The organism is Bacillus sp. 105MF (assembly GCF_000374885.1).
GTDB lineage: Bacteria > Bacillota > Bacilli > Bacillales > Bacillaceae_G > Bacillus_A > Bacillus_A pseudomycoides.
In genome coordinates this window covers 1-20,534 of the sequence record NZ_KB895605.1, presented here as the reverse complement: position 1 = coordinate 20,534, position 20,534 = coordinate 1, and the positions used below count along the sequence as shown (strand labels likewise).

The following is a 20,534-nucleotide window of genomic DNA, read 5'->3' as shown; positions in this document are numbered from 1 at the left end:
GTTCTTGCTGCTTTCGCACGTTATCGACCGTCTCAGCCACCGGAATTGCGTGTAACGAGGCTACGTCTACGTTCACTGTACGTTACAACCTGGAGATTTGCCCACATGCCTTTTGCATGTGATGTCAGAAGGCTTCGCCATGTCGCTTTCACTTCATGGCGCCTCTCAGGCTACGGGAGTGGAGTCTATTCTCCCGATTGGACTTTCACCAACTAGATAATGTGTCCTTATCTGGACACGCCGATTTGCCAACGTAGAGAATACCAATCATGTACTTGTCCCATTGGGACAATATCTGTAGGAGTATTTGTCATATATACATTGATACGGCTAAGTCGTTTACTACGAGCGGAATACTTTATTCCTTTCTTTTTTTCTCTTACAGTTTGATCTTGTAATCGTTTTTGTTGTTGTTCTTTTGTTAGCCGATGAACAATCACACGAGTTGGGATTTTATCATTCATTCCTACATAAGCGTTGGATATTTCACATGTTTGTCCTGGTTGAAGAGAGTTCATTAAAACCTCCATATCTATCTGGATATACTCTGTACCTTTCTTGATTCTGCCATCTTGAAAATAATCAGGGTTAGGATTTTTTTGATAAATACGTGTATTCGATTTGATACGTGAGATATAGTAAGCCTTTTTATCTTGTATATGTTGAAGATCTTTTAAATGAAAATAGCCTAAATCTCGGATACATAAATCATTCGCTGTTACAGTTGGGACACACAGGGAACCGTAGGTTCGATCATGTTGTTTACCTGGACCTGTATGAATATGAAGGAATTGTCCACTTAATAAATCATACTCAAGCTGAATCTTCACTCCCGCTGTATGGCTGCATCCTCCTGCACCCGGATAAACGAATGAAAAGGGATCTGGGATTTGAAATGCAGTTGAATCTAAAATACGGATACGCTTGAAAACAGAAGTATATGGAGAAGAAATGAGCATAGATGAGGCCAATTTTTGGTTTAGTAGTTCAGCTAGTATGTGTTGTAAGAATTGGACAGCCGCTTTATTAAATCGTTGATTCAGTCCCTCAGGACTGATGAGTACTTCTGTTGATACTTCTAAACAGCTAGATAACTGAGTTAAAGAAGTCGCAGCGACATTTTGACTCATCCATACACATAAAGCGACTAAATCCTTCGCTTGATACTTACTAGTTCGTTGTACAAAACCAACATCTCTAGCAAGATCTCGTAAGATATTTGGAGATAAACAGCTTTGAATCTCTTGAGCAAATAGTTGTAATTCATCGGATACAGAAATAGACATACAAAAACGCCATCCTTTCCTATGATTCTACAGAAAGAATAGCGTATTTTTTCATTTTAGGGGAGATTTTGTTGTATTAGCTTGATAGCGATTTGGTGTTACCCCTTATAGGATAATAGAAGTTTGCATTTCCAATTTTTTTACACTCTATTAACAAGGCAGTTATAGCATCCTGGTTTAGCGTTAAGAATGTGAATATATTCTACTTCTTTATTATCAAAAATTTCATCTATATTTTCTCTTAAATTTACACCTTCTGTAACCCTTGCTTCTACAATCATTGAGTCAGCATTGTAGCCGCGTACAGATAGATACCTATGATGTAACATATGCGGAATTTCATTTACATCTAGCTTAGCGGTAGTTGCTCCCTTTCGTATAAATATAGGACCACTTGCTTTATAAGGCGAATTAACACTATGATATTGGTAATTCAGTAAGATTACCTCTTCTCCTACCTCTGCATCCTTCAAACTTATCCTGCAAGGATATCCAGGATTTTTATTTGCTATTATTTTGACTGCCCCGATACTTTTTAATACTTCTTCATTCATTAGAAATAGGTTATTAAACTCCTTCTCTTGTAACGCAACGATTTGAAAGTTATTTCTCATATTCTATCCCTCCTTAATTAGTTGTTATAAAGCATTTCACTAATGATGCTACCACTAAAGTTCATAAAACTTGTTCAATAATCCTGCCTGTTTGTTGAAGATTGAATTTTCATAATCTTTATATTAAGTTTAACATAAAATTCCACAGGAACCTCTAAAAAAAATCATCCTTTTTAAAATAGGATGATTGTCCAGCTTATTTAAAGTATAGAATATCGTTTAAAGTAAATTGTTTATCGGTTAAACCTAGTTTCTGAGTTGGCGTTGACCTTGTCTGTTTAGATACTTTAGTAGCCAAACAGAAGTTGTAGTACGTTCTAAATATATATTTTTTTTGTTTCGGGGAATAATGTATTTCTTAACTTGATGGCGATGTGGCGATACCCCATATTGAGAAATTTATTACTAATTTATTTGCACAGTATCAAAAGGTACACCTTTTGGTAGGGTGGTTTTTGAGTAGAAAACATGGTACCAAAAGGTATGAAAATAATTTTAGGTTTATACCGAAAACAAAACACACCTTTTGGTACACATTAGCTATAAGAATTTAATGATTAATTTTACAAATTATAAAAAGTCATGAACTTAGTTTTACCTTCTATTATATACAAGTAGTTACGGGGCAATATCATAGGCTAAAGATTGTTCCAAATATTCACCTATAATTTTCTGATAATTTAAAAATATAACAACAAAACGTTTAAAATATGATAAAATACAATTACATTTGAAAAAGAGTAGTGGGTTCAAGTTGTTATTTTCATGAACTCCAAAGAAAAAAGCCAAATTCTGTATAGATTTGGCTTTTTTCTTTTTACGCATTTGTAGCTAAAAATGGCATGGTCTTTAAATCCTTGTTAGAGGAAAGAATTTAAAGAAGAGTTTAGCTTAATTATAATTTTACATAAATTATATATTATAGTAAATTGATATCATTTACGCTAAATATTATAAATATTCAGTAATTTAATTCTTATATTATTTATGCGCAAAGTCATAGTTAGTGAGTTTTACAAATGAACCGTCCTAAAAAGCGAACGAGCGTTTACAAAGGTATACTTTTACAGATGATTCGAGGGGAAACGTGACACTAAATACATGGAAGCTGAAAACGTATCTAAAGGTGTACCTTTTGATACTACGCAAAAAAAATTAGCAATAAATTCCCCAATATGGATATTGTCACTATTTATATATATAATATTCAAAATTTACATTTAATGTAATATGATAAAAAAGTGATGGTTATCACCCTTTCTCTTTCTCCTTATGCCATAGATAAGGCCAAATCTGGTCTTATCTTTTTTATTTATGGGGTCTTGCTACACATCCATTAACTTAAAAGAATTTTTGTTATGGGGTACTTGTTGTCATTGGCTTGATGGCGGTGTGGTACTATCCCAATACATGCCTTAATAAGAAAATGTGATATTTCGTTGGCCTTACCATTATATGCGATATTTCATATAAGGATATATTGATATAAATATAAATACTTACTATAATAAGAGCATAAAGATAAATTATGTCTTAGCAACAACAAAAGAGGAGGAAATAATATGGCAATCGCAATGGCAGTTTTAAAATTTTTAGGTGGATTAATTCCAGCCGTACAAGAGCTTTTAAAAGCATTTATGTAAGTTCATTATTTCACAATTGCAATTATATGTAAAAAAATATTATACAAATGATTTGTATATCAAGAATCAATTGATGTGCAAATCATTTGTGTGAGTAAACTTTAAACAAGAAAAAGAATCCTAGAAATCATAAGGGGTTCTTTTTCTTTATGTAATTACGGCATTAACATTTTTTCTACAGATAATGAGACGTTATGTTAACCTAACATGAATATTCTATACAACCAAAATTACACAACATACCCTTTTCCCTAAATGGTACAATAAGGAAAAAGGAGGGAAACTCAATGAATTTTCTCATCCAAGTTTTTGATACTATATTCAGTACACTGTATTCGTTTTTTTCAAAAGGAATTTGGATAGTCCTGTTCTTCTTTTTCTTGAATAAGTTGTACGAGAGTCAAAGATTGGCCGCAACATCACGTATAATTACTGCTGTTCTTCTTGGACTTTATTTCTTATACATTATTTTAAGGCCACTATATCACTCTTTTTGATAGAGAGGGGGTTGCTTTGAAAAACATACCGATTTAACTTATAAGACGAAATGACAAAAGAAATGTTTATTAGAGTAATTAAAGATATATATCCTTCAGGGTGTTATATTTACGCCCTCATCCCTGAAAACGAAAATGAATTATTAAGTTACTTACCAGAATCTTTTGTAAGAGCTACTAAGATTAAAATGAACACCTTTCCTAAAAGTTATGGGATTGCTGGTTATATAAATGATATAAATTATGAATTTGTTTATTATTTCTATGAGTATGAGCACCTGATCGAATATGTCTTTTCTGCTTCTGAATTAACGACAAATTTATTTAAGGAATTAAAAAGTTGGAAAGACTTATATAGTTATTTTGAAGAGAAGCGAATCAATCATTTGTCTATGGGTCCTGATCAACAATGGTTGTTGCATTATACTTAGATAAACTGGTTCTGGTGCAAAAATAAAATGAAAGAGCATATAGTTCATATATTTCTAGCGGAATTCTATTTTATGCTGTAAGCTCAAACAATCGATGGATTAATTTTTTCTGATTTTGAACAGACTGATGCCGTAAATCAATCTGTTCTTTTTTAATCATATGCATAGCCTCTACACCCCTCAATATAAAGGTTGCTGTTTTAAATGACTTCAATCCCAACATAGGACGTACACATTTCTTGATAAAACGATGATCTTGTTCCACTATATTATTGAGGTATTTCACTTGCCTAATTTGGATGCCTTCTGGCATCTTATTTTCTTCTTTTAGCTCCTCAATTGCTACTGGATAAGCTGGATTCTTATCAACTGTTATAACACGAGGCTTTGAAACATGAAAAGACTGCAAAGCTTTCTTGAAAAAGCGCTTTGCAGCCTTCTGATTTCTTGTTTTGCTTAGGCAAAAATCGATTGTATTTCCTTGCGAATCAACAGCACGATACAGATACATCCATTGACCTTTTACTTTAATATATGTTTCATCGACTCTCCAAGAGTCATTTGTTTGTTTGAGATAACGTCGGATCCGCTTATCCAATTCAGGGCCATATTGATGAACCCAGCGCATAATGGTTGTGTGAGAAATGGATAAACCCCGTTCCTCCATCATTTCTACCAGATCACGAAAACTGAGGTTGTACCGTAGGTACCATCTTACCGTTAATAAAATAATATCAGGCTGATAATGCTTCCATTTGAATATATTTTCCTTTTCCATACCAATTACACACCCTCTTTAGATTAGTAGTATCAGTATGTCCAAGATTTATAGATTCATTGCAATTTTCCTAGCCGGATTTACATTATTTCTCAATACATATTATGGATAAATAAAGTAAAATATGGGGTGTGGTTATGTCTCATGTTGTGTTAATCCTAACAATAACTAAGGATAAATAATATGCTTTCATACCTTTGAATAATTTTGTTATAGAAGGGATGGAGACTTAAATGGCTCAAATTGTTGGTATTGATAGATACCTTTGTACTGGGGCATGAGTGAGGGCCTTTCCCTAAGTCTTGTCAGGAAGTAAGGAACAGTAAGCAAACGCTTATACAATATGAATAGAGGAGAGGAATGCCTTATGAAAATACGTAGTCAAATTACATGTGCGAGTCTGGCCCTTTTAATAGCTGGAAGTTCCTTGTTATATACAACACCAACCTCAATTGTAAAAGCAGAGCCCACTCAAAATGTATCTAGTTCGTTACAAACAAATACTCAACGAGATCGTACTTCTGTCAAGCAAGCAATGCGGGATACATTGCAACTTGGATACCCGGGGATACTTGCTAAAACTTCTGAGGGTGGAAAAACGTGGGGGTATGCCGCTGGGATAGCAGATCTGAGAACCAAGAAACCAATGAAAACAGATTTTCGCTTTCGCATTGGGAGTGTGACGAAGACGTTCACCGCAACAGTTGTACTTCAATTAGCTGGAGAGAATCGCCTGAATCTAGACGACTACATCGAAAAATGGTTGCCTGGTGCCATTCAAGGAAATGGATATGATGGTAACCAGATTACTATCCGGCAGATATTGAACCATACAAGTGGTATCGCTGAATACTCAAGGTCAAAAGACGCTGATTTTACGGATACAAAAAAATCGTATACGGCTGAAGAGTTAGTGAAGATGGGGGTTTCTCTGCCTCCGGACTTTGCCCCAGGAAAGGGCTGGTCTTATTCAAACACAGGATACGTATTACTGGGCATTCTTATTGAAAAAGTAACCAGAAACAGCTATGCGGAAGAGATTGAAAATCGGATTATTGAACCACTTGAATTGTCGAATACATTCCTACCAGGCAATTCAAGTGTTATTCCAGGCACCAACCATGCCCGTGGATATGTCCAACCAGACGGAGCAAGTGAACTAAAAGACGTTACTTATTATAACCCAAGTGCAGGTAGCTCTGCTGGAGATATGATTTCTACTGCTGACGACTTAAACAAATTCTTCTCTTACTTGCTCGGTGGCAAATTACTGAAAGAACAGCAACTAAAACAAATGCTTACTACAGTTCCTACAGGAAAAGAAGGAATCGATGGATATGGTCTTGGAATCTATGAAACTAAGCTTCCAAGCGGTGTCTCGATATGGGGACACACAGGTGGCATTCTAGGCTTTACTACTCTTGTTGGAGGTAAACTTGGAGGCAAGCATACGTTGGTCGTCAATTGGAATAGTTTGGGTAGAGCTGACAGTCCTAATCCTTTTAAAAATATTTTACTTGCTGAATTTAGCAAGTAGGAAAAAAGGAAAAATTAATCGTAGTTTTCATAGTTAAAAATATACTTTTCTGGTTCAAAAGCCCCAACTTATTTTCAAGAAAAATTTGGGGCTTTTTTTGTTTTGGTGGCGTTTATTCTTCTTAAGTTGATGGATGTGTGGTAGGGCCCTGTATTTGACTCTTTTTCTACACCTAGATATTCTAGTGTTCGTTCTAACATAAGTGCAGCCTGTTGACGTGTGAGTGTGCCATGTTGGTTAAACTTAGTAGCCGAAACACCTCGGATAATTCCTGCATCGTATAGGGCTTGTACATCATAATGCCGGCTGCGAACGTATTTACACCGAGAAGATGAGTGGGGCAAAAGATGATTGCCCAGAACTGGTATGTTAGCTGTTCTTGTAGATTTTGAGCGTGATATTATTCATGGAAAGCCTCTTCGTAAAGATCATACGTAAATACAAACAAAACCAGCAAAACACCTCTTCTGTGTCATACTGGTTTTGTTGAAGTCTATCTTGAATTGTAGCTAGTTCAACGTGATTGCAAATTCTGAGTTTGGCGCTCCAGCAAATACAACCGTTCCGTTCTTCGGCAGTGTTACTTTGTTATTGCCGTTCACAACGGTAAAATTGACGCATACTCCCTTCTCATCATACACCGCGAACGAACTCTTCGATGGCAACGCCACGGTCATCGTTTTCCCTGCTGCCGCTTGCGGGATCGTAAACCATTTCGCATGCCCATTTGCTTGCAGCGTAACTTTGGATGATTGGCCTGCATCAAGTGGTTTTACGTTGGATCCACTTACGTATAACAATCCGGCCATCTCCATATATTCAATGCCGTCTTCTGTATAGAAATGAGTTTCCGTCGTATCACGGCCATACATCACGGGGATCTGGAGCTGATGCACCGCGGTGTTCGGACCTGTAATTTTTCTGCCGTCCCAATAGCCCGCCAGGCCTTCCTTGCGAGTAATTTGTGTGGTAAGAAGTTTCGGTTGAACGAGATATTCAATAGAACTAAATTTCTCGTTCACGAGATAGAACTTGACGCCTTCCCGCTTCGCCCATGCGGCAGCGGTTTTCTTCGATAGCACATTGTCTTCTAGTTTCTCGGCTAAATAGTGAGTCATCACATTTTGCCCTAAGCCTGGCGTCGATTTATATGTGCTCTCCTTCAAATAAGTTCTTCCATTCTTCTCGGTGACGAAGTTGAGCTTGGAAGTACCCTTCTCATTAATAAAGCTTCCATTCGCAGTATATACATATTTTTCTTCTCGATTAGATGGTAAGAACAGTTCTCCATTCTTCGTAATTTCTATTTTGAAATGACTTTCGCTATTGCCGTAAAAGCCCGCTTTCTTCGCCACGTCTTGAGGCATTTTGGCCTTGACCGGCTTGCCAAAGGATTTGTTTGGCTTGATGTCCTTAATTGTGCCCTTCTCTTTAAGCGCGGCGAGCAGCAATTCAGTTGCCAGCAGTTGATTTGTAGAGCTTCGGCCGCCGGATGACAACACAGCCGCTGCCATCTTCTGTTCCGGAAGCACGACCAGTATAGCATGTTGCAGTGCCGTGTCGCCGCCCTTAGCCAAGCCTTTTATCCCATATTCACTAAATGGATATAGTTTCACACTATCCCAGCCAAGGCCATAGTTGAAACTATTATCTCCCTCCCCCGGCCACATTCCTTTTTTATATTCCTCTTGCTCCATCGCCTTGACTGCCTTATCAGAGAGGATCCCTTTTCCCTGTCCCATAAATAATTGTGAGAATCGCACCATATCTTCTGCCGTGGAAGAGATCCCTCCCGAACCAATCACATTCACCGATTCAATGGGAAGCTGCCCTTGGTACGCCGGAAAATAAAGTCCCGCCCGCTTTTCGTCTTCCCATTTGTCCTGCGGCGTTTTCGTATGATTCATCTTTAAGGGTTCTGTAAACCGTTGATGTAGAAATTCGGTAAAGCTCATACCGCTGACTCTTTCTACCAAAATCTCGGCCAGCGTAAAGCCGTCGTTGCAGTATACCGAGAACGCGCCAGGGTCCGCCTTCAAGCTCTGGTTGGACAATTGCCGCAACAAGACATCATGGGCATAGGTATCATTATCGTTAAATAAAAATGCATTACTTAACGTGGAACCTTGCAAGCCGGAGGAGTGGTTCAACAGCATACGCGGCGTAATGCGTTTGTACCGATCATCTTTCATCTTGAAATCAGGAACATAGTGGACGACAGGAGCATCCAAATCGACTTTTCCTTCGTCGACCAATTTCATTACAGCCGCTGCTGCATACATTTTACTGACTGAACCAATCCCGTATATAGTATCTTTGGTCAGCCGCTGTTTCTCTTCCATATCGTTCTTGCCTGTCTGACCCGACAAAATAAGTTTGCCATTATCAATTAGCGCATACTGTACGCTAGTCGTCCCATAGGACTTCGTGAGTAGCGCAGCCTTCTCTGCCGCAATCTTCTCCAGTTCTTGGCTAGCAACTTCTTGGTTAGCTACAACCGGAGTCTTACTGCTAGAAGACGCTATCGCCCCTGTTGGTAGGGTCATCGTTAGCGCCAATGTAGCGGCTAATACCCCAGATAATTTATTTTTCATGAGAAAATTGCCTCCTTAGATAAGTGATCGATTTCATCACTTATTTATTTAACTATAAAAAATATGACAAAATTTATCCGTTTTTCCTTTTGCCTACTTGCTAAATTCAGCAAGTAAAATATTTTTAAAAGGATTAGGACTATCAGCTTTAAGGCTGTTCAAATTGACGGTCAATGTATGCTTGCCTCCAAGTGTGCCTCCAGCAAAAGTAACAAACCCTGGAATGCTGCCTCCATGTCCCCATATTGAGACACCGTTTGGAAGCTTAGTTTCATAGATTCCAAGACCATATCTACCAAGTTCAGCTTCTCCTGTAGGAACTGTAGTAAGCATTTGCTTTAGTTGCTGTTCTTTCAGTAATTTACCCCCAAGTAAGTAAGAGAAGAATTTGTTTAAGTCGTCAGCAGTAGAAATCATATCTCCAGCCGAGCTACCCATACTTGGGTTATAATAAGTAACGTCTTTTGTCTCACTTGCTCCGTCTAGTTGGATATATCCACGGGCATGCTTGGTGCCTGGAATCACGCTTGAATTGCCAGGTAAGAATGTATTCGACAATTCAAGCGGTTCAATAATCCGATTTTCAATCTCTTCCGCATAGCTGTTCCCTGTTACTTTTTCAATAAGGATCCCTAGTAATACGTATCCTGTATTTGAATAAGACCAGCTCTTTCCTGGAGCAAAATCTGGAGGCATCGAAATTCCCATCTTTACTAATTCTTCAACAGTATACGATTTTTTTGTATCCATCATATTAAAATCCTTTGACCTTGTGTATTCAGCGATACCACTTGTGTGGTTCAATAATTGCCGGATAGTAATCTGGTTATCATCATATCCATTTCCTTGAATGACACCAGGCAACCATTTTTCAATAGAATCGTCTAGATTCAAGCGGTTCTCTCCGGCTAATTGAAGTACAACTGTTGCAGTGAACGTCTTTGTCACGCTGCCAATTCGAAAACGAAAATCTGTTTTCATTGGTTTCTTGGTGCTCAGATCCGCTACCCCAGCTGCATAACTCCACGTTTTTCCACCCTCAGAAGTTTTAGCAAGTATCCCCGGATATCCAAGTTGCAATGTATCCCGCATTGCTTCTTTGACGGAATTACTATCTCGTTGGTTGCTTGTTTGTAACGAACTAGATACATTTTGAGTGGACTCTGCTTTTACAATTGAAGCTGGCGTTGTATATAACAGGGAACTTCCAGCTATTAAAAGGGCAAGACTTGCAAATTTAATTTGACTACGTGTTTTCATAGGGCATTTCTCTCCTCTATTCATATTTGTAGGTGCTTGCTATTTCATACTAACCACACAGCTATCATCTCTACCGATGACAAAAAGCCAACATTGAATTCGTAATCATCTTCATAATGATTATTTTTACAAGCGCCATTCTGTCCTAACAAACGGTAAATCCCTCTTTTTACATGTATGTTAACCTAAGAAATTATTTTTTTTCCATGAAACACTCTTATTAACTGGTTTGTTTTTCATATATAAGTCATATCTGTTCCGCCTTTCATGCTTCTTTATATTTTGATCATACACAATGAAAATCTCTTTTTCCTTACCTATTCCTTACAAATCCCTTACGTTCAAAATAGCTTCTGTGTTTCAAATGTGCCAATTAATTCTCATCAAGAAGAAACGGGAATTAAGCGAATATAAAGCGATTTATATCATAAAAGATTATTTTCTACTTATTGTGGTCTCACCACATCGCTATCAAGCTAATAAAACAAAATACCCCCTAAAATGAAAAAATACGCTATTCTTTCTGTAGAATCATAGGAAAGGATGGCGTTTTTGTATGTCTATTTCTGTATCTAATGAATTACAACTATTTGCTCAAGAGATTCAAAGCTTTTTATCTCCAAATATCTTACGAGATCTTGGTTTCGTGCAACGAACCAGCAAATACCAAGCAAAAGATGGTTCTGGTGCAAATAATATGTAGATTAGAAATAGCAGTGTAGATTCCTAATGGAATCTACTACTATGCGGTAAGACCGAAGAGTTGATTAATTAACTTGATTTGTTTTTTGACAGACTTCTCCCCTTGTAAAGTCTGTCCTTTTTTAACCATTCTCATCGCTTCCAGTCCAGCCAACATTCGTTTAGCTGATTGAAAAGATTTCAATCCCAACATGGTACGCACTCGCTTCTTGATAAAGCGATGATCTTGCTCGATTATGTTATTCAGATATTTTATTCGTCTTATTTGGATGTCAGCGAGCATCCGTTGTTCTTTCTTCAAATGTTCTATAACGATAGGATAAGCTGGATTTTTATCAACGGTCACAACACGAGGTTTAGAAACATGAAAAGACTGCAAAGCTTTCTTGAAGAAACGCTTTGCAGCCTTGTGATTTCTTGTTTTGCTTAGGTAGAAATCAATGGTGTTTCCTTCTGAATCAACTGCACGATATAAATACATCCACTTTCCTTTGACCTTAATATACGTCTCGTCTACTCGCCAAGAATCATTCGTTTTCTTAAGATGACGACGAACTCTCTTATCTAACTCAGGACCATATTGGTGAACCCAACGCATAATCGTTGTATGAGCAATGGATAAGCCCCGTTCCTCCATCATTTCGACTAAATCACGAAAACTGAGGTTGTACCGCAGGTACCATCTTACCGTTAATAAGATAACATCAGGCTGATAATGCTTCCACTTGAATACATGTTTCTTTTCCATACCAATCACACCTTTTCTAGAGTAATAGGATCAGTATATCCAAGTTTTAGAGATTACTTACACATATATTAAAGTTTTTGCACCAGAACCGTAAATACCCTAAAACGAGAAAAATGGCAGTTCCAGGTGAAAATGTACATTTTTTTGTTTTGGGGTGTTATAAAATTCTTAAGTTGATGGGCATGTTGCCATACTCAAAATATATATTTCTCAAGTTTTCAGTATGTTAAAAAAAGTGAATCAATTCTATAATATCAACAGTTAGATAATTCTGATTACAAGGGAAGGTGATGAGTATATGTTAAAAAAAATTATGGTATCAAGTGCGCTATTAACCGGAGTTTTAGGAGTATCAACCATAGCTCCATTAGAATTAGGATTCATAAAAGCTAAGGCTGAAACTGGTAATGCAACTGAAACAAATTCTTCAGCAAATCAACCATACATTTCAGAAGGGATTGAATTCCAAAATGGAATTAATAGTCCCTTTGCTCCAAATTCTTTTGAGCCAAATAACCTTATGCAAGAAAACCTAGCTGCAGCATTTAAATGGCAATATAATGCTAATTACAATTTCTCTACATCAATTCAAGTGAATAAAACCGTACCTGCATCAAATAACGGATATATTGGAGTAGCTTTTCAAAACAATAAACCTTTTAAATTTAATGTTGTAGTAAAAAATCTATCATCTGGAAAAACAATAACTCATACTGTGCAGGGACAACCGACCAGTGGTAACCAACATGTTACAAACTTTTTTGGTCCTATGAAAGCAGGGAAATATGTTGTAACTTTAATAAATACAGATAAATCATGGCACAAAGGGAACGTTTGGCTTGGATGGTAATAAAAATTAGTAAACAATCCGATGATGATTTATGAAGTACGAGAATTTTTAATCTCAAGCTATTTACTATTAGAGTACCACCCCATCGCTATCAAGCTAAGATTTTACACTACCCATTAAGCAAAAAAGACGTTATTCTTTCTAAATAAACTAAATTATTAGAAAGGGTGACGTTTTCTTATGAATCTCTCGATTCAAAGTGAACTATAACCATTTGCGGAAGAATTACAACGGTATGTTACACCTGAATTCTTTGAAATGATACAGTAACCAATCTTTATTTTTGGAGACACTCAAGAAAAATGTACTTTATAAGGCCTGACACGACCCCAAAAAAGAAAATTGTAAGTTTAAGAAATATCTTCCGGTTATTAAGTTTTGTAAATGACGTAATGTTCTTCATTTTTAAAAGTTTAACATTTTAAATAGATTGTACTCTATTGATACAATTACAAGTTATTGATTGTAAAGACTTTAGAGATTCTCAAATACACTTATAAAAATTAGATGATGGTAGTTTATCCTAGATTGGCCCTTGAAGCCATGTATATGATGAAAAAAGCACAAATTCACTCACAGGTGAAGTCTGCTCAGAATGAAGTTGGATTCATACATCAGTTGTTTGGAATTGTATCATAATTTGTCATTGAATAAGTCATGTAGATTCTATACTTCTATCAAATGTTCTTTACGCCAAAACCGTAATTTTTATTCAGTTATTTTGCCGAATTATTAATATAATGGAAATGAAAGGGAGAATCTTTCATCTTAATTGAGTAATAGAAAAAGAAATATTTGTTAAGGAGTTAATTAATATGGAGAATAATTTTAAAACATTCTTAGCTTCAGATGACAAAGAAATTGTGACCGAGGCTTTTACTATAAAAGACAACATCTTAAAACTTAATGATATTACTTTACATTTAAGTAATATAGCGATTTTATATGCAGGTAAAAAGAAATTTAAAGTGCCGTTTATCGCTATTTTTATTTTTTTAATTTCTTTCTTTATATTATTTGAATTTCTAATAGTTGGATTAATCGGATGTGGTCTTTCTGGTATATATATATGGTTAATTTATCAATCATATTCAAGTAATAAGCAATACTTAAATTTCCAAATGAATTCAGGTCAATACTATCGAATTTATTTTTCAGATAAGCCTTTTTTAGAAGAAGCCAAATCTATTGTAGAAAAAGCCTTTAACAATAAAAACATGGAATATACAGTAAATATAAAAGAACAAAAAATAATTCATGGAAATGATTATAAAGTAAGTGGCAATAACAATGTTTTCGATGCGACTATTCAAGAAAACTCTAATGTAAATTCACATAATACAGACAGTTTTAATAAATATGATGAGGATAATTCCGTAAAAATCGGGAATATTAAAAATACTTCTATAAACGGAGCAATTTTCGGTAATAATAATAATTTAAATGCTAGTACACCTTCTAATTTTAATTGGAAAGAAATTGTTTCTGATTTAGAAAAGGTAATATCTTCTATTAAAATTGATTCTGATGTAAAAAAAGCAAGTATTGAGGCTCTTACTGCTAGTAAAAAAGAGGATATGGTTCTTTTTGAATCAACTATTAAAAAATATGCTAAAGAATTTTTATCTGAGCTTTTTCAAAATACTGCGAAAGGTCTACTTCTTCAAGTAGTAAGTAAAATATTAGGGGTTGGATAACTATTTATAAATTTGATTTTTCGCGAATTATGAGTGGGAATTACTTTTAGTAGTATGTTTTCCTTTTCTATATCTCCATTCTTAATACAGTATCGACATTTTACAAAATGTTATAACCTCTTCCATGCTACTAATTTTTTAAAAATCCCAAAGATTTTTTGTTGTTCTTCTATATTAAATTCTTGAAGCAAATTAATATGATTTTGGTAAAGAGGTCGATGTGTATTCGTATAATTTTTTGAAGGATCAATTTTTCACCATGTTCTATTTGTCCTATGTATGTAGGGTAACATTTTGCTTTAAAAGCTAGTGCTTCTTGGCTTAAATTTTGACGCTTTCTTAGCATTCGAATTTGTGTACCAATAATATTGTCATTATGATTACACCTCGTATTTAATTTAAATACTTAACACACTGTAACTTTACATAAAAAAGTCAATTTAAATTAACAGGTGTGATATTTTCAGTAGCTCAAAAAGAAAAGTACTCTTTATAGAGTGCTTTTCTTTTTGAGTTGCTTTATTACATATACTTATTCTAAATAATAAAAATATCTTATTACAACAAGGTTCTACACGCTTCCCTATGGATATGTTTTATAGTTAGGGAATCTTGGCGAAGAATTAATGACCTTGTAAGAATTGACACTAATAAATAGAGGTTTAATCTATTTTAATTATGAAAAAAATACACAACTACAAACGATAATACTGAGTTCCAATAAGACTGATATCTGATATCAAGTGGTAAAATTAAAATTCATCTTCCATAATTAAATTCCCAGCATCGTTATCTTTCGTTAATCGTTGTTTCAAATAATTTTCTTTCGTAGTCCGATCATTTTTATGACCAACTGCAGCTGCAATTACATGAGGTGCTAGTCCCTTATAATCATATAAGTACTGTACATAAAAATGTCTAAAGAAGTGGGGAGTAATTCGTATATTCTCTGTAAAGGGTAATTTTGTATCCTTAGTGATCTTAGAAATATATTGTGATAAGTAATTCTCTCGATAAGCAGTATGGTTCTTCGTTTGAAAAATGGTCCCGCCATTCTTATTTCCTATATCTATAGGCAATCGTCTACGACTTCGAAAAGCAACAATGCGATTAAAGATTTCTTTATTAATAGAAACAATCCGCTCATTATCTCCCTTTGTATCTACTGTTAAATAATAACGTCCACGTATAGCGTCATACTCAAGATCTTTCCACATTGCATGCGCAACTTCTGCAACACGTAACCCTGTAGTAGCTAGAACCGATAATAAAGCGTAATTAATTTCATTGTCCCTATAGTAATGAAGCAACTGCCTCACTTCCTCATATGATAACTCGCGTTTTGGTTTATGGTGTTTATTAATGGTCGTACTTAGAATCTCCACATGAAGAGGTTCCTGGATATATTGAACTTCATATAGCCATTTCAAATAAGAACGGATCACACCAAGTTTCCTACTAATCGTGGATGGTTTGTACTTTTCTTTTGATTGATAGGAGGTTGCCTCCTGGGATAACCACTTTTGATAGTTTCGGATATGCCGCTTTCTTAGGTTTCTCCAAACTTGACCAACTTCATAATCTTTAACATCTTGCTGCAGAAATTCTGTACTCTGTTTGAGAAAAAAATAGAACTGGCTTAGATCACGTGCATATAGAGTCCTGGATGTATCCTTTATACGCTTTTCTTCGTCAAAATGTGTTTGCCGATTCAAGTAGTAGTACAATATTTCTTCATCTGAAAATCCCTCATATGTATATGAATCTTCTTTTTCATTATTTTCCTTTTTAAATTCTGCTTCATTAATATAATCACGATTCCATAATGAAATTATGTTTGTGAAATTTTGCTTTTGTTTCTCTATATTTTCTAAAGAAGTTTCACTATGAATTGTATTCAATTCAAATTTCATTTCCCTTCAACTCCTTATTAATTCCTTTTATATCTATTATTATAACTGAATTACATTCAAAATAATTTACATAGTAAGATTCAATTTTATAAAAAAGAAATTGTAATATGATTATAGAAAACTGCCCATATCATTGTTTTTTTATTGGGTTCATTTTGTGCATAGCCTAATTTCTTCTTGTAAGTATATTCCAATATTATGTATAATAGAACTAACACCTTACCAATAAACGGTAATTAAAAGGTAATACAAGTGAATAAACAAAACGTATTATCGGCAATCGACGTATATACATCAAGATACATACATGAGAATCAAAACTATGGAATTTTATGTGGAGATTGGATTACTACAAGATGAAAGATTGGTAGCGAATGAACTCGAGGAAAATAGAGCGTTTGCTTTAATTAATGTTATAAAACTACTTGATGTGACATCTACCGAACGAATTGAGAGTATACTTAGGGGGAATTTCAAATGAAAACATTTGGTAAAGTATTATTAGGAGGAACTTTGGCTCTTGGCGGTTTAACAGCGATGAACATTGATACGTCAAAAGCAAGTGCAGATGAATACTGTCGTTATATTTGTGGTCCTAGCGAAACGTTGAACAATTTCACAAGTCAATTACACGCTACGGAATACCGTTTCGGGCAAAATGTCATTGCAAAAGTTACAAATGATAAAGCTGATGATGTACATTATAAAGCTTCTATCGAAAAACAATATGCAACTGGCTGGGGTTATTATGAAACTGACTTCAATTGGGGTTCTATGTTACCAGCTGGAACAAATGAAGAAATAGTCGCTTTCAGTGGCAATGGCGAATCAATTTGGGACACAGGCACATTCCGTTTTAAAATTGAAATTGAAAATGCTGATGGTTCAATTGATACAATTTACACAGCGCCAATTACATTGTTAAATTAAATAATGAGTTCGCTTGGTTCTGTTGCAAAGTTTTTTTACAGATAGAAAGTTAGGGTGGGGTATAGCTGAATTCTATAAATTCGTTTGCTCGTAGGGAAAGGGGTAAGTCGTAAATAATGACTACCCTTTTTATTTTCCTAGAAACGCTAAAAACGTATGTAAAGCTCGTATTCACCTTTACATACGTTTTTATAACGCATGAGACTTATCGTATTAGGGGTCACCATACATGCCTATCAACTTAAGAAGGAAAATAAAATGAACTTTCGTTCATATGAACGAAAAAAACTTAAAATATTTTGTGTCCTTAAAAATGAGCATACCAAATAAACCTAGATAGGTATCATTTTTAAAAATCATGCTGCTTTCTTTTGTTTTCCAAGTCCACTATACTCATAGAAAACACCCATAATATCAAAGACTGTTTTCTTCTCATATCTGTGAGATTTTCGCCCGTTTTTCTGTAGTAGGTGGAATAGGCGGATGAGAACCTTTTTTATTTCCTGGGTGTCTTTCTGTATCGCTTGATACAACAGAGATAAATGATCTTGGATCATCCCAATCGCTTTATATTCGCTTAATTCTTTTTTCCTCTTTTGCAAAAGAAGTTGGCGCATTTTAAACATAGTAGAAGAGCACAAGAAAATAGCAATCAACTTTCCATATAATTGGCACTCTAATCGTTCCTGTTTTACATTACGATAATGGTCTATTTTGAAGAGTGATTTCCACGTTTTAAAGACAATCTCTATTTGCCAACGCAAAGTATATAACTCATGTACTTGTTCCATCGGAACCCATTCCCAAGGTGTATTCGTCACGTACACGTTTAATCCCGCTGCCATTTTACTTTTCTCTGAGTACGTTCTATTTTTAGATTTTTCTTTTTCCGCTATCTTCGCTCGTCGTTTTTGAAGTTGTTTTTCTGTTAATCGATTAAAAATAACACGGGCAAATAGTTGTTGTTTGTCACCAATATAAGCATGTTTTAATTCAAATGTTTCTCCAGGCTGTAGTTGTTTCAAAATCTGTTTCACATCGATTTGTATGTATTCCGATTGTTTCTTAATAGCACCATTTTTAAAATATTCTGGACTGGGATTTTTCACATATACATTCGTATTTAATTTTAAACGGGAAATATAGTATGTACCTCGTTGATCCATTTGATCTAAGTCTTCTAATGAAAAATAACCTAAATCACGAATGCATAAATCTCCTGGTCGTAAGGTATCTAGGCACTCCGTACCAAATGTTTTGTCATTATTTTTTCCTGGTCCAACTTGAAAGTTAAGGAATTCCCCACTGTGCAGATCATATTCTAATTGAATTTTGATTCCGGCTGTTTGGGCACATCCTCCAGAGCCTGGATAGGGGTACAGCCGAGATACGTGTAAAAATAGGTCATAGGCTTACTTTTATTTCCAACTCGATTTAAAATCGGGTTTTTTATCTATGATTTTTTTATAAAAATCCTTCGTATGTCTAATCTTTCATTTTTAAACTTATTATCATACACCCTAATCACACAATTGAAACAAAGTGTTTTCAGTAACTAACCAATGGATGATTAGGGTTAACCCATAATGGACAAAAATAAAATCTTTATTGTAAATAGACATAATAAAACCTAGCTATATGTTCAATCGGTTTTGTTTGGAAATAAAAGTAAGTCTATGACTCGAAATTACATGTATCTCGGCTGTACCCCCTTTTCTTTTTCTATTGCCATGTTAAATTTTCAGATGGCATCGAACCATCTGAAAATTTCTCTTAATACGGTCTATGACAGCAACCCTGTCACTATACCTATCTACAAGAACGCTGGTATCGGGCCTGTGAAAGTGATAAATTCTATAATCCAACTGTATTAGAAGTTTGTTAATAAAATTGTCATTTTGATAAGGTGAAAATACAATTTTCTCACTTTCTACAGCTAATGAATTAGTAATAAGATGTACTCGACTACTGCTCATCTTTTCTTTTCCTTGCAGCTCCGTTTGGTACGGGGCTGATTTTTTTTATAAAGAAAAAGCACTCATTCGAGTGCTAAAAACTAATTATTTATTGAATTATTTTTTACGACTTCTTTTATCTCAGAAACTTTGATTTTAATTTCATCAGAGTAGTAACGTATTAGCATTTTGATTAAATGTTATCAAGCTTCTACCTGGAGGTTTTCAATTAATTTCATTGATTATTTTTCCGGTTTTATCAATTTTTAGTTCCCATACTTCTTCAGAACTTCCCGTATCCGTTTTTAATTTGAGTTTTACCGCATATACATCATAATTTTCATTACGTTGTATATTTTCTATTTTTCCATCTATAATAAGTTTACCTTTTGTAATTGTGGTATAAATTTTTTGAGATAATTCCTGTAGTTCTTGTTGACTTAATTTACTTATATTTTTCCCTATAGCGGCTTCCGAAAAAGCTAATGGAAGCAATTTGTCTTGCGTATAGAGTTGATATAAAAAGTTTTTTACAGCCTCATCGTTTGAATCTTCTTTTGATTTTTTTATGTTTTCTTTTTCTTCTAATGTATATGTTTGTTGTTCTACAGGAGTTTCTACCGATTCTTCAGCTGAATTACTAATATTTTCTTTTCTGCTTTCTGAATTTGAATGTTCTCCTTCTATTTGTTTTTCAGGAGGATTTTGCTTAGATTCAGCATACACTTTATTACTGTTCTTTTTTCAATACCTATACTATAAGTTAAGTAACCAGCACCTAAAAATGTAATAATAGATACTATACTTAATATCATTAGATTTTTTCTTTTCATCATTTGTCACCTTCTACTTAGAAATATATCTCATTAATGGTGTTGTTAATATTAAGCAAATCTAAATTCTGCAAGATCTATAAATCTAATGTTTTTAAACTTATGTTTTTCAATAATTGCTTTCACTTTTTCTGTCACAATAATGACCCCAAACGGTTCTGGTGCGAAAACTTCAAGATAATTGCAAGTAATCTCTAAATCTTGGACATACTGATACTATTACTCTAAAAAAGGTGCGTGATCAGTATGGAAAAGCGAAATTTATT

16 protein-coding genes and 3 pseudogenes are annotated in these 20,534 nt (G+C 34.8%); 9 read left to right on the top strand and 10 right to left on the bottom strand.

All coding sequences use genetic code 11. From position 1 onward, the window contains the following. Positions 1-236 precede the first annotated feature (236 nt). Together C564_RS32845 and C564_RS0128090 are read right to left on the bottom strand one after the other, a co-directional pair. Positions 237-1,286, bottom strand: a pseudogene (locus C564_RS32845) (IS4 family transposase); the annotation flags it as partial. Positions 1,287-1,426: 140 nt separating this feature from the next. Further along, positions 1,427-1,900 (bottom strand): DUF1203 domain-containing protein, encoded by a 474-nt coding sequence (locus C564_RS0128090; RefSeq protein WP_001245414.1) that lies wholly within the window; start codon positions 1,898-1,900, stop codon positions 1,427-1,429. 1,930 nt (positions 1,901-3,830) lie between these two features. On the opposite strand from C564_RS0128090, the gene C564_RS38530 reads away from it, so the two are divergent. Both C564_RS38530 and C564_RS0128075 read left to right on the top strand, forming a co-directional pair. Further along, on the top strand, positions 3,831-4,040 hold the full coding sequence (locus C564_RS38530) for a hypothetical protein (protein WP_018767699.1): 210 nt from the start codon (positions 3,831-3,833) through the stop codon (positions 4,038-4,040). A gap of 50 nt (positions 4,041-4,090) precedes the next feature. Then, a complete protein-coding gene (locus C564_RS0128075) occupies positions 4,091-4,471 on the top strand; it encodes a hypothetical protein (RefSeq protein WP_018767698.1) in 381 nt (126 codons plus the stop codon). A gap of 70 nt (positions 4,472-4,541) precedes the next feature. Here the strand turns inward: C564_RS0128075 and C564_RS0128070 are convergent, their stop codons facing one another. Further along, the gene (locus C564_RS0128070) at positions 4,542-5,249 is read right to left on the bottom strand and encodes an IS6 family transposase (protein ID WP_018767697.1); all 708 of its coding nucleotides are present in this window, start codon (positions 5,247-5,249) and stop codon (positions 4,542-4,544) included. A 367-nt stretch (positions 5,250-5,616) separates the two neighbouring features. On the opposite strand from C564_RS0128070, the gene C564_RS0128065 reads away from it, so the two are divergent. After that, positions 5,617-6,786, top strand: a complete 1,170-nt coding sequence (locus C564_RS0128065; RefSeq protein ID WP_018767696.1) for a serine hydrolase domain-containing protein — start codon at positions 5,617-5,619, stop codon at positions 6,784-6,786. A 509-nt stretch (positions 6,787-7,295) separates the two neighbouring features. On the opposite strand, the gene C564_RS0128060 is transcribed toward C564_RS0128065, so the two are convergent. Further along, positions 7,296-9,380 carry a serine hydrolase domain-containing protein gene (locus C564_RS0128060; protein WP_018767695.1) on the bottom strand — a complete coding sequence of 695 codons (2,085 nt, stop codon included), beginning with the start codon at positions 9,378-9,380 and terminating at the stop codon, positions 7,296-7,298. 93 nt (positions 9,381-9,473) lie between these two features. Then, entirely contained in the window at positions 9,474-10,640 is a 1,167-nt protein-coding gene (locus C564_RS0128055; RefSeq protein WP_018767694.1) for a serine hydrolase domain-containing protein, read from the bottom strand. A gap of 556 nt (positions 10,641-11,196) precedes the next feature. On the opposite strand from C564_RS0128055, the gene C564_RS36450 reads away from it, so the two are divergent. Then, positions 11,197-11,343, top strand: coding sequence for a hypothetical protein (locus C564_RS36450; protein WP_018767693.1), 147 nt, complete (start codon positions 11,197-11,199; stop codon positions 11,341-11,343). Between the two features lie 39 nt (positions 11,344-11,382). Here the strand turns inward: C564_RS36450 and C564_RS0128040 are convergent, their stop codons facing one another. Continuing rightward, the gene (locus C564_RS0128040; RefSeq protein ID WP_018767692.1) at positions 11,383-12,090 is read right to left on the bottom strand and encodes an IS6 family transposase; all 708 of its coding nucleotides are present in this window, start codon (positions 12,088-12,090) and stop codon (positions 11,383-11,385) included. A 298-nt stretch (positions 12,091-12,388) separates the two neighbouring features. On the opposite strand from C564_RS0128040, the gene C564_RS0128035 reads away from it, so the two are divergent. The 3 genes and pseudogenes from C564_RS0128035 to C564_RS0128030 all read left to right on the top strand — a co-directional run bounded on the left by C564_RS0128035 (position 12,389) and on the right by C564_RS0128030 (position 14,637). Next, positions 12,389-12,940, top strand: coding sequence for a hypothetical protein (locus C564_RS0128035; RefSeq protein ID WP_018767691.1), 552 nt, complete (start codon positions 12,389-12,391; stop codon positions 12,938-12,940). Between the two features lie 534 nt (positions 12,941-13,474). Continuing rightward, a pseudogene (locus tag C564_RS37875) lies at positions 13,475-13,579 on the top strand (IS6 family transposase); the annotation flags it as partial. Positions 13,580-13,755: 176 nt separating this feature from the next. Beyond that, positions 13,756-14,637 carry a hypothetical protein gene (locus C564_RS0128030; protein WP_018767690.1) on the top strand — a complete coding sequence of 294 codons (882 nt, stop codon included), beginning with the start codon at positions 13,756-13,758 and terminating at the stop codon, positions 14,635-14,637. 169 nt (positions 14,638-14,806) lie between these two features. Here the strand turns inward: C564_RS0128030 and C564_RS35660 are convergent, their stop codons facing one another. Then, positions 14,807-14,983 carry a helix-turn-helix domain-containing protein gene (locus tag C564_RS35660; protein WP_231382370.1) on the bottom strand — a complete coding sequence of 59 codons (177 nt, stop codon included), beginning with the start codon at positions 14,981-14,983 and terminating at the stop codon, positions 14,807-14,809. A gap of 406 nt (positions 14,984-15,389) precedes the next feature. Then, positions 15,390-16,550, bottom strand: a complete 1,161-nt coding sequence (locus tag C564_RS0128025) for a tyrosine-type recombinase/integrase (protein WP_018767689.1) — start codon at positions 16,548-16,550, stop codon at positions 15,390-15,392. Positions 16,551-16,872: 322 nt separating this feature from the next. Between C564_RS0128025 and C564_RS37070 the strand changes: the two genes are divergently transcribed. Together C564_RS37070 and C564_RS0128015 are read left to right on the top strand one after the other, a co-directional pair. Next, the gene (locus C564_RS37070) at positions 16,873-17,031 is read left to right on the top strand and encodes a hypothetical protein (RefSeq protein WP_018767688.1); all 159 of its coding nucleotides are present in this window, start codon (positions 16,873-16,875) and stop codon (positions 17,029-17,031) included. After that, positions 17,028-17,480, top strand: coding sequence for a hypothetical protein (locus tag C564_RS0128015; RefSeq protein ID WP_018767687.1), 453 nt, complete (start codon positions 17,028-17,030; stop codon positions 17,478-17,480). The genes C564_RS37070 and C564_RS0128015 overlap by 4 nt, the downstream gene beginning before the upstream one ends. Before the next feature lie 356 nt (positions 17,481-17,836). Here C564_RS0128015 and C564_RS32825 read toward each other — a convergent pair. Together C564_RS32825 and C564_RS0128000 are read right to left on the bottom strand one after the other, a co-directional pair. Continuing rightward, positions 17,837-18,853 (bottom strand): annotated as a pseudogene (locus C564_RS32825) (IS4 family transposase); the annotation flags it as partial. An 807-nt stretch (positions 18,854-19,660) separates the two neighbouring features. Then, a complete protein-coding gene (locus C564_RS0128000) occupies positions 19,661-20,161 on the bottom strand; it encodes a hypothetical protein (protein ID WP_018767684.1) in 501 nt (166 codons plus the stop codon). Positions 20,162-20,534: the final 373 nt, after the last annotated feature.

Excerpts from the sequence above, each read along its gene's own strand:
- C564_RS0128090 (WP_001245414.1), bottom strand. The coding sequence starts at position 1,900 with ATGAGAAATAACTTTCAAATCGTTGCGTTACAAGAGAAGGAGTTTAAT.
- C564_RS38530 (WP_018767699.1), top strand. The coding sequence starts at position 3,831 with ATGAATTTTCTCATCCAAGTTTTTGATACTATATTCAGTACACTGTAT.
- C564_RS0128075 (WP_018767698.1), top strand. The coding sequence starts at position 4,091 with ATGACAAAAGAAATGTTTATTAGAGTAATTAAAGATATATATCCTTCA.
- C564_RS0128070 (WP_018767697.1), bottom strand. The coding sequence starts at position 5,249 with ATGGAAAAGGAAAATATATTCAAATGGAAGCATTATCAGCCTGATATT.
- C564_RS0128065 (WP_018767696.1), top strand. The coding sequence starts at position 5,617 with ATGAAAATACGTAGTCAAATTACATGTGCGAGTCTGGCCCTTTTAATA.
- C564_RS0128060 (WP_018767695.1), bottom strand. The coding sequence starts at position 9,380 with ATGAAAAATAAATTATCTGGGGTATTAGCCGCTACATTGGCGCTAACG.
- C564_RS0128055 (WP_018767694.1), bottom strand. The coding sequence starts at position 10,640 with ATGAAAACACGTAGTCAAATTAAATTTGCAAGTCTTGCCCTTTTAATA.
- C564_RS36450 (WP_018767693.1), top strand. The coding sequence starts at position 11,197 with ATGTCTATTTCTGTATCTAATGAATTACAACTATTTGCTCAAGAGATT.
- C564_RS0128040 (WP_018767692.1), bottom strand. The coding sequence starts at position 12,090 with ATGGAAAAGAAACATGTATTCAAGTGGAAGCATTATCAGCCTGATGTT.
- C564_RS0128035 (WP_018767691.1), top strand. The coding sequence starts at position 12,389 with ATGTTAAAAAAAATTATGGTATCAAGTGCGCTATTAACCGGAGTTTTA.
- C564_RS0128030 (WP_018767690.1), top strand. The coding sequence starts at position 13,756 with ATGGAGAATAATTTTAAAACATTCTTAGCTTCAGATGACAAAGAAATT.
- C564_RS35660 (WP_231382370.1), bottom strand. The coding sequence starts at position 14,983 with ATGCTAAGAAAGCGTCAAAATTTAAGCCAAGAAGCACTAGCTTTTAAA.
- C564_RS0128025 (WP_018767689.1), bottom strand. The coding sequence starts at position 16,550 with ATGAAATTTGAATTGAATACAATTCATAGTGAAACTTCTTTAGAAAAT.
- C564_RS37070 (WP_018767688.1), top strand. The coding sequence starts at position 16,873 with ATGGAATTTTATGTGGAGATTGGATTACTACAAGATGAAAGATTGGTA.
- C564_RS0128015 (WP_018767687.1), top strand. The coding sequence starts at position 17,028 with ATGAAAACATTTGGTAAAGTATTATTAGGAGGAACTTTGGCTCTTGGC.